At 37.3% G+C, this 6,565-nt stretch carries 4 protein-coding genes and 1 pseudogene; 3 read left to right on the top strand and 2 right to left on the bottom strand.

The annotated features are described in order from the left end of the window. A pseudogene (locus L950_RS30125) lies at positions 1–664 on the top strand (M1 family peptidase); the annotation flags it as partial. A gap of 46 nt (positions 665–710) precedes the next feature. Here L950_RS30125 and L950_RS13075 read toward each other — a convergent pair. Further along, on the bottom strand, positions 711–2,132 hold the full coding sequence (locus L950_RS13075) for an RtcB family protein (protein WP_197086419.1): 1,422 nt from the start codon (positions 2,130–2,132) through the stop codon (positions 711–713). A gap of 167 nt (positions 2,133–2,299) precedes the next feature. Further along, positions 2,300–3,394, bottom strand: a complete 1,095-nt coding sequence (locus tag L950_RS13070; RefSeq protein WP_021187999.1) for a slipin family protein — start codon at positions 3,392–3,394, stop codon at positions 2,300–2,302. 919 nt (positions 3,395–4,313) lie between these two features. Here L950_RS13070 and L950_RS13065 point away from each other — a divergent pair. Next, complete coding sequence (locus tag L950_RS13065; RefSeq protein ID WP_021187998.1) at positions 4,314–5,339, top strand: helix-turn-helix transcriptional regulator; 1,026 nt, start codon at positions 4,314–4,316, stop codon at positions 5,337–5,339. Between the two features lie 53 nt (positions 5,340–5,392). Next, positions 5,393–6,517, top strand: a complete 1,125-nt coding sequence (gene hemW / locus L950_RS13060; protein ID WP_031286993.1) for a radical SAM family heme chaperone HemW — start codon at positions 5,393–5,395, stop codon at positions 6,515–6,517. Positions 6,518–6,565: the final 48 nt, after the last annotated feature.

Below are 6,565 nucleotides of genomic sequence, written 5' to 3'. Positions count from 1 at the left end.
AAAACGTGGAGCCATTGAAGCTAACCCATCAATAGAAGCTTATCGTGCATATTACAAACTAGCTTTATCAGGAAAAGAAGAACCTGCAAGCCTACTTGCCGATTATTACAACACCAACTATGCATACAGTAATGAAGCTTACAACAAAGGCCAGGTACTAGCAGTACAGTTGGGTTATATTATCGGTAAAGATAACTTGGACAAAACATTTTTAGAATTCTATAAACAATGGAAATTCAAACATCCAACACCGAATGATTTTAAAAGAATTGCAGAAAATATATCAGGAATCAATCTGAAATGGTACTTCAACCTCTTTATAAACACAACTCGTAAGATTGATTATGCAATCAAAACGGTTACCGATAACGAAATTATCTTACAGAACAAATCCGACTTTGCAATGCCTATTGATCTATTAGTAACCTATGAAGATGGCACAAAAGAACTTTTCTATATCCCATTACGTGAAATGAGAGGCGAAAAGCCATCGGAAAACTTCAAGATATACGAAGGTATTAAAAGAACAACATTGGAAGACTGGAACTGGACACAGCCATCCTATGAGATCAATTTAACAAAAAAACCAGCAAAAGTAATCATTGATCCATCGCTACGCTTAGCAGATATTGAATCCAACGACAATATCTGGGAAAAGAAATAACATAAAAATAAGAGGCCGGTTAATAAACCGGCCTCTTATTTTTATGTTAATCTTCCCGACTTCCATCATCAGCCATGCGCACAATCTTCGGAGAGAAACTCGCGATAATATCTACCAGATCTTCTTGCGCAGCCATCACCTCGTGAATATTTTTATAAGCCATTGGTGCTTCATCCAATCCGGCACCGATTAAAGTGATACCATTATCCGACAACATGGATTTTAGATCTTTACGGGCTATGGTTTTTATAGCTTTCGTACGACTCATCAAACGTCCAGCACCATGAGAAGCCGAATGAATTGCCTCCTCTTTTCCTTTCCCTCGTACTAAGAAACCTGGAGTTGCCATCGATCCAGGAATAATACCCAGCACCCCTTTCGCGGCAGGAGTTGCTCCCTTCCGATGCACAATCACCTCCTCGCCTTGGTGTAACTCCTTCCATGCAAAATTATGATGATTTTCGATCATCGCCAATCGCTCTGCACCTAATGCCCTACCGATTTTCTCATGTATTACCTCGTGGCAAGCCGAAGCATAATCACCAGCAAGATTCATCGCTAACCAATACTCTTGCCCTTCCGCAGTATCTAAACTCATATAAGCCAAATTCTGAGCTTCATAAGGTAAAGAACAAAGCTTTTTAGCCAATTTAGTATAATGATCGGCAATAGTTGCGCCCAATCCCCTAGATCCCGAGTGCGTCAATAAAGCCACATATCGACCTTTCTCAATACCAAGTGTACGATCTGTTTCTTTAAACTCCATGACCCCAAATTCAACAAAGTGATTTCCCCCACCAGAAGAGCCTAACTGCGTCCAAGCCTTATCCTTTAATTGACGAATAAAATCATTCGCTTCAAAAGCTTTATTCGCTAATACAGCGTGGTCAACACGTTCATGTTTTAAATAACCATGTCCAGCACCAAATTTGGTATTATCCATAATCACTTTCTTATATAAATCATGATGCAGATAAAGATGCTCTTCGGGTACATCAAAAATTGACAATGCCATTCGACAACCGATATCAACACCCACACCATAAGGAATGACAGCATGATGAGTAGCCAATACCCCACCAATTGGCAAACCATATCCTTGATGCGCATCGGGCATTAATGCTCCTGCAACTGCAACAGGAAGCTTCATCGCTAGATCCATCTGGCGCAATGCCCCCTCTTCAATCTGTGACTCACCATAAATAGTGTATTGTTGTTTCCCCTCCTTTAAAGAAATCGTAGCTTTAGCTACTTCATCAACATTTAAAAGTGCTGACGCTAGCGACTTGAATAGCCCATCCTCCAAATAGCTATCCGGAGTGGCCAATACTTCTGCAAACTTCAACAACATCTCTTCACGGGTAAACCCTAATCTCTTTTTATTAATTTTCAATGCTTCACCTAAAGCAAAATTCTCTTCATAGCCTAAAGCAATTAAGTCATTGCCATTTATTCTTTTATTTTCCATCATGATCTTACTCAAATCCATTGTACTGAAACCATTGCTTACAGATTGACAATCTTTCACATCGGTTATTCATTTCTCTTAAGCAAGGAACAGCACCTCTTTACCGCTGTCCCCTGCGCCTCTTTATTTATACCTCCGTTTTACGCTAAAATAAAACGATAACTCTATCATTTCACAAACAGCTGCTTCAGCTGATCCACAATCTGACCATTACCCGAAACCGAAATATTGTTTATTTTTTCTGCAATCTTCTCCACATATTCCATCTCTTTCAATTTAAACAACATCGCGTTATCTTCCATTAATTTCGCTGTATTCAACAAGCTTCTTGTAGAAGCAGTTTCTTCACGCCGCGTGATGATATTGGCTTGAGCTTTTTTTTCCGCGACCAGTACCTGATTCATTATCTCTCGGATATCGCCTGGCAAGATGATATCTTTAACACCGGCATGAAATACCTTGACACCCAGCAATTCAACCTGTGAAGCAGTCTCCTCTAGCACATGTGCGTTGATTGCAGATTTATTGTCCATCAGTTCATCCAAAGTCATTCGACCTATATAAGAACGTAATGCCAATTGCATCAACATATACAACTGCTTCTCAAAATCTTTGTTTTCAAGCATTGCTTTCAGTACATCCACAACTTGGTACTGTATCGAAAAATTAATCCGAATCTGCGCCTTGTCTTTAGTCAAAATCTCTTGACCAGCAATATCCATAGTCGTCAATCGTATATCTACTTTTGAAATACTGATGGATGTCGCATTTTTCCACCAGTAATATGTACCCGCTTCCAATATCTTTGAAAATGCTCCATTAAGAAATAGTAAACCTTTTTCCGAAGGCTCCAACTTAAACTGCCGTACGTAGTAAGCCAGCGTCTGCTTCTCCAACAGTTGCTTATGTACTGTCGTTCCTATTTCTATATCAGTAATATCCTCCTTTTGAAAATGATAGGTTAATAAACCCTTCCAGAAAACATGCCTGCCCGCTGCTAGTACCTGCTTATAGTTGTTGTTAACAAAAACCAGACAGATCTCATTATCGGAAACTTCCACCAATTCCACATGCTCCGAAAAACCTGCAAGCTGCATCAATACATCGACATCCAAGCTACCTGGAAAAGGCTTCGACAAATCATATAATTCCAGTTTTTCACCAAAACCTAGCCAGTATTTTCCAGCAGGCACTACGCGGATATAACGATTTTTTTTAACAACTAATCCCAATTGATTGATATCTATACTTACTCTTTTCATTTCTAATTTTATTTTTTATTATACTCTTCCCCAACAAAAAACACTGTGTTTTATCAGAATATACTATTGTTCTAACATTTTCTCGCGATCAAAAAGATCATCCTATTATTTATAAACGCTTCGATTCCTGTTTATTGAATATGACCGGAATATAAAAGTGGGCTAAAAGAAAAATAAAATGATGACAGCTTATCCCTAAATAAAATACAGCCCATTACTGTATTACTTTTAAGTATTCCACTATCCTCAACCCTATTGTTGCCTTTAGAACCTATTTTATACTACAAAGACCCCATTCAATTGTCTGCCCTTTTCACAAAAAGAGAAAACCAAACGAAAGACGAAGCGCTTATTAAGTGGAAACTTTTTTAAAGAAAGTTTAAACTTGAACATGGAACTTTCGTTCCTCCAACCGATGGACACACTTTTGAGATGTGCGTGGGATTCGAACCCACCTTTTTGTTGTACTCTACCCCTGAGTTACTCCGTTCCAGACGGAGGTAGGATTCGAACCTACGACCCCAACATGAGACAATAGTAGTTTTTTAAGTCAGCATATTATTTTCAACTGAAATAATACTACCCTGCTATACAGAAACAGGAGACGAGGACTTTAAAATAATCCACTATGTCATACACCTTTTCAGGTATATATCTTAAAAGCTATTCGCTTAATTTCTCAAAGAACTATTTGTCTTGATCGACATTACAAATGTGCACACCTAATCACGCAACCTTACTGCGTAGTAAAAAATATTTTTAAAAAACAATACAAAAAATACATATATAACTGAAAATCAAACTTATAAATTTGAATATATGTAAAAAAATTCTTAACAAAAAACTTCATGCGCAAATACATTGCGCAGTAAAAATGAATTTTGTACATTTAACTTTGTAAAATTTCATCAAAAAGAAGATGTCCACCAATAAACTTGCATTAATACGCTACAAAACCATAGACAGTTGTCTATGTCAACGTCATCGCAAATGGACGTTAGAAGATCTCATTGAAAAAGTATCCAATGCCCTTTACGAACTGGAAGGTATCCATAATGGGATAAGTAAAAGAACGATTCAAGGAGACATACAGCTTATGCGTAGCAATAAGTTAGGATATAATGCTCCAATCATTGTGACAGATCGGAAATTTTACAGCTATAGTGATCCAAAATATAGCATCAGTAATTCACCCATCACCTCCTTAGATATGAAGAAGATGAAAGAAGCCGTGGATTTACTCAAGCATCTTAATGGATTTTCTTATTTTGACGAGATGAGTGATATGATCTTACGTTTAGAAAATACACTCATTAAATCCGTAGGAATTCAAAAACCTGTCGTGCAAATGGAAAGTAATAAACTACTGAAAGGTTTGAACTGGATCAGTACCTTACATCATGCCATCCTCGAAGAAATACCTTTACTTATCACCTACAAATCATTTAAGTCGCTTGCACCAACGCAAGATGTTTATTACCCATACCTTTTAAAAGAATACCGAAATAGGTGGTTTTTAATATGTAAACCAAAAAAAGGAAAATTATTACTCAACCTTGCCCTTGATCGTATTGTAGATATTGATGAAATGGCAAAAAATGGTTTCATAGCCTATGATGGAATTGATTTCGATCGTTACTTTGCCGATACAATCGGCGTAACAAAAAGCCACAAAGACCGAGGCCAAAAAGTAATTTTAAAAATTGAAAGTTTCAATACTCCTTATGTAGAGACCAAACCATTACACAGCTCTCAACAGATCATCGATAAAAATAATGATGGTAGTATCATGATTCGTCTTGATGTCGTTTTAAACTTTGAACTGGAACGAGAAATATTGGGCTTTGGCGAGAATATAGAGGTTATTGCTCCCCGTAATCTACGCGATCGAATCAAAAGAAGAGTTCATAAAAACATGCAACAGTATACCAAAGAAATAGAATAAATCCATTTAAATATGGATTTTCCTTTACCTTTGCCTTCATATAAAACGTACCCATGATCTACTTTCACATTCCATTCTGTAAGCAAGCCTGTCATTACTGTGACTTTCACTTCAGCACGTCACTGAAATATAAAGACGAAATGCTCAGCATGCTATACAAGGAAGTGGAACTTAGAGCTGATTATCTGGAAGACAAAAATATTCAGTCCATTTACTTTGGCGGTGGCACCCCCTCTATACTAGAAGCGGAAGATATCTCCAGACTGATTGACAAAGTATCGCAGCATTTCGAAATTGACACCAATGTTGAAATTACCTTAGAAGCTAATCCCGACGATCTTAAGCGAGAAAAAGTAGCGAAACTGCGGCAAACAGAAATCAATCGTTTTAGTATCGGCATTCAATCATTTTTTGAAGAAGATCTAAGATGGATGAACCGGGCACACAATCAAGAAGAAGCCGAATCCTGTATTATGCGAGTTCAAGATGCTGGATTCGAAAATATAACCTGCGACCTGATCTATGGCTTTCCATTATTAACCGATGAAAAGTGGAAAATGAATATGCAAAAGCTACTGGATTTTCAGATTCCGCATATCTCATCCTACTCGATGACTGTAGAAAAGAAAACAGCGCTCGATCATATGATCAAAACAGGAAAAGCAGCCGCAATAGATAGCGATCAAGCAGCGGATCAAATGTTGATGCTGATTGATCGATTAACAACTGCAGGATTTGAACAATATGAAATTTCTAATTTTGCTAAAAATGGGATGTATGCAAAGCATAATACGAACTATTGGAAAGGAAAGCATTATTTAGGCATAGGTCCATCTGCACATTCATTTAATGGTACATCACGTTCATGGAATATCGCGAATAATGCCAAATATATACACGATATCTACCAAGGAGTACTTCCTTTGGAAACTGAAGAATTATCAGCCTTAGACCGTATCAATGAATATACGATGACCTCACTAAGGACGATGTGGGGTATTAATCTTACAATAGTGGAAGATAAATTCGGATCAGAGGTTAAAAAACAATTATTGAACAATGCTGAAGAGTTCATCTACAACAAACAGTTAACTCAAGTTGAAAATCAGCTGACCCTTACAGATACAGGAAAACTCATGGCCGATCACATTATGTCAGAACTGTTTATTGTAGACTAAATGATCAAACTTGTATGATCAAAGTTCGATCATATTTCTCATAAACAC

The sequence above is a fragment of the Sphingobacterium sp. IITKGP-BTPF85 genome, from assembly GCF_001006065.1.
Lineage (GTDB): Bacteria > Bacteroidota > Bacteroidia > Sphingobacteriales > Sphingobacteriaceae > Sphingobacterium > Sphingobacterium anhuiense.
The sequence above is the reverse complement of the archived record's forward strand: the minus strand, read 5'-3'. Positions and strand labels throughout refer to the sequence as shown.